This is a genomic window from Citrobacter sp. TBCS-14 (genome assembly GCF_005280805.1).
Lineage (GTDB): Bacteria > Pseudomonadota > Gammaproteobacteria > Enterobacterales > Enterobacteriaceae > Citrobacter > Citrobacter gillenii.
In genome coordinates this window covers 1-3,063 of record NZ_SZWM01001073.1, presented here as the reverse complement: position 1 = coordinate 3,063, position 3,063 = coordinate 1, and the positions used below count along the sequence as shown (strand labels likewise).

Annotated in this window: 2 protein-coding genes and 2 pseudogenes; 2 read left to right on the top strand and 2 right to left on the bottom strand. The window is 45.3% G+C overall.

Annotated elements, in window-relative coordinates:
• Positions 1–971 (top strand): annotated as a pseudogene (locus FDX22_RS24015) (phage tail protein); the annotation flags it as partial.
• Positions 972–983: 12 nt separating this feature from the next.
• Complete coding sequence (locus FDX22_RS24010) at positions 984–1,499, top strand: tail fiber assembly protein (protein ID WP_249360885.1); 516 nt, start codon at positions 984–986, stop codon at positions 1,497–1,499.
• Here FDX22_RS24010 and FDX22_RS24005 read toward each other — a convergent pair.
• Both FDX22_RS24005 and FDX22_RS31960 read right to left on the bottom strand, forming a co-directional pair.
• The gene (locus tag FDX22_RS24005; RefSeq protein ID WP_146717893.1) at positions 1,486–2,025 is read right to left on the bottom strand and encodes a tail fiber assembly protein; all 540 of its coding nucleotides are present in this window, start codon (positions 2,023–2,025) and stop codon (positions 1,486–1,488) included. The genes FDX22_RS24010 and FDX22_RS24005 overlap by 14 nt on opposite strands.
• Before the next feature lies 1 nt (position 2,026).
• Positions 2,027–3,063: pseudogene (locus FDX22_RS31960) on the bottom strand (hypothetical protein); the annotation flags it as partial.

Below are 3,063 nucleotides of genomic sequence, written 5' to 3'. Positions count from 1 at the left end.
TTGGTTTAGTAGAAACCATAAATCGCGCTGCCGGGGCACTGCAAAAATCTGGCGATCACATGACTGGTGGTCTGACATTCGATAATGACTCTATCCTTGCCTGGGTTAGAAACACGGATTTTGCGAAGATCGGGTTCAAAAATGAATCGGATTCAGACGCTGATTCTTATATGTGGTTTGAAACAGGTGATAATGGGGACGAGTATTTCAAATGGCGTACTGTTGCAGGTAATACAACCAAAGACCTTATGACGCTTAAATTGGGTCTTTTGAATGTTCTCGTTGGCGCTGTTATTAATGGGAGCCTGGGAATTGGAACAACGAACGCCCTCGGCGGTAACTCAATTGCTTTGGGCGACAACGACACCGGTTTTAAACAGAATGGTGACGGCGTTCTTGATGCTTATTCCAATAGTCGTCAGGTGATGAGAATTGTTCCTGGTGCTGTGCAGATATTTGGCTCAACGGGAAGCTGGATTTACATGCGCGAGCAGATTTGTTTTTCCAGCGTTACACCTGTTGATAAGGACGGTGCATCGGCAATTGTCAGGCAGGAACACCCTGACAGACATTTTATTCTTGGCGGGTTGGGTAATCATCAGTTCGGCATTTACATGATAAATAAATCCCGTACAGAAAATGGAACTGATGGGCAAGCTTATCTGGATGAAAATGGGCACTGGCAATGTGGGGGGCAGATATTTCCTGGCAGCTACGCAAACTTTGATGCTCGTTACCAGTCAAGGGATAATTACGCAACACAAGCCTGGGTATTACAAAACTTTGTCCAGAATATCGACCTGACTGCACCGGCTGAAGTTGGATTCCGGGATGGTTGGGGATATCCACGTGGGACGGATGGCGCAGCTATGTACAACTTTAATATGGTTGGTGGGAGCAGCAACGTCGGTAATTTCATCGTTCGTTATACACGAAAACAGGTGAATAACACCTGGTATGTGATTAATTAAAGGTAAATAAAAATGCAACGCTTCGGCAAATTCACCCCATATACACCAGACACTACGGACAGGCCAAAAATTATAGATGGTCAGAACGTAATGTTTTTACGTGATGAAAAGGGCAACGACTGGTATGACGTTATTGAGTTATTTGATGAATCCACAACGCTAAAAATCGGCTATGACGATGATGGTCGCGTGAGAACATTTTCGACGAATATTCATGCTCTTTTCCCGGTTAATCTGAGCGTAGTAGAACTTCCGGCGACAGAAGCTAATCTGCGCGTCAAATTGGGTGCTGACTGGTTTTATCAGGACGGTAAATTGCAGCAAATCTGTGATTATCTGGCTCAAGCAGAAGCGGAACGCGACCGCCGCATGGCTGAGATGACAGCACGTATTGACTGGCTGGAAGCTGCGCAAAAAGATGGAGATATCTCAGCCGAAGAGGAAACAGAACTGGCGGCGTTACGGGCCAGTCGCACTAAATTGCGCCGCCTTGATTTGTCTTCAGCTCCGGATATTAACTGGCCTTAATATCCGGGAGCAGAGGCCACTCAGGTTTTGACGTATCAATACGCATAACCTTCACCCTGTATTTTTTCCATTCTGACAGTGCGGCGGTTTCTTCTTCCGTCGCCATTCCTTCATCGACAGCATCTTGCAGTGGCGCAATAGGGACAGCAGCGGCAGACAATAGCTCGGTCTTCTTCGCTTCAGCCTGTGCGCGTAATTCCTCTTGCGAATATTGGCGTGGCTTAATTTCTCCGTTGTCGAATACCCACCCACCAAAAATATCTACATTCTTGTTCTCTTCTGTAATATCAACTTCAACGATGCTAAAATCACGCGGGTAAATGCTTGAAACATCCTTACTAATACTGCGAATAATACCTGTTTCATCATAAGCAATTTTCAACGTATCAGGTGAGAAATCAGCCTGGGATTTATACCAATCCCTTCCATCTTCTGAAATGTAAAACTCAACATTATGTTCCTTGATAAGAAACAGGCTATCTTCATCATCTGGTATGTATTTTTTAAGGTTTTTAAGATGCTGCATTTTATTTTTGCCTTTTATTCAGTGATATTATACCAATTGTTGTTAATCTGTTTTTGAACATATCGGACAAGCAGGCCACCAACGTTAGAACTCCCCCCAACCATCCATATAGCTGTCGCAAATGCGCTGTCATTGCCGGACCATCCGTTCCCGTCCCAAAACTTGCGTTCTTGCGCTGCACTGACACGAATATTCTGAACAAAGTTCTGTAATACCCACTGCTGCGTGGCATAAGCCGATAAATCTGTGGCTGGCGGCGGGTTTGCCGTACTGNGTAGTCGATAACCCACGGAGTCTGTTCTGACATGTCTCCATTCCATGTCTGGCGATGGGCACTTGCCCCTGTATGCGTGAAATATTGCTGCAGCCATATATTCCCTGAACGTGCAACGAACATAAACCCATAGCTATATAGCCTGTTACCATTTGGGTATTTGGGAAAATCAGCTACCGTTTCAGGTTTATCAAGACTCACCAACCACCACCCCGGCGTGGATGCAGAAGCCATTGTGCCGTTATTTACAATTTTTCCAATGGGATCTTTGGGAATGGCACCAATATCTGCGGCGGTTGCCGGGATTTTTCGAACCTGCCATGTTCTTGAAGCGCCTTCCTGTATCCTCCACACCAAATAACTTACATTCGCGTTATATCTGGAAAATAAAAGTGTGCAGTCGTTATTTGAATCACGGATACCGACAACATTCACATAAACATATGTATTAGCAAATTCAGGCATTCCCGAAGGGAAATTAATCGCTGAGTTGGTTTCAATAAACAGAGTTTCCCCGGCAGTAAACCAATACTGATTAAAATCAAATCCTCGAAGGGCGGGAATAGTTCCTTTACCTAACCCTCGATCCCCTACTTTCAGTACGCGCCCGGTAGTATCGTCAGTTGTTGACGTTGTTAGTGTTGCGGTTGCTGCTGTACCGAGTTGAAGGGCATTACGCGCCTGTGTTTTGTCCGGGATGTCATTCAGGTTCTGATCTTTTTGCAGCGATCCGGCAGCGCGATTTATCGTCTCTACCAAACCAA

What these genes read in the sequence shown, in the direction of transcription:
- FDX22_RS24010 (WP_249360885.1), top strand. Translation starts at nt 984, where the DNA reads ATGCAACGCTTCGGCAAATTCACCCCATATACACCAGACACTACGGAC.
- FDX22_RS24005 (WP_146717893.1), bottom strand. Translation starts at nt 2,025, where the DNA reads ATGCAGCATCTTAAAAACCTTAAAAAATACATACCAGATGATGAAGAT.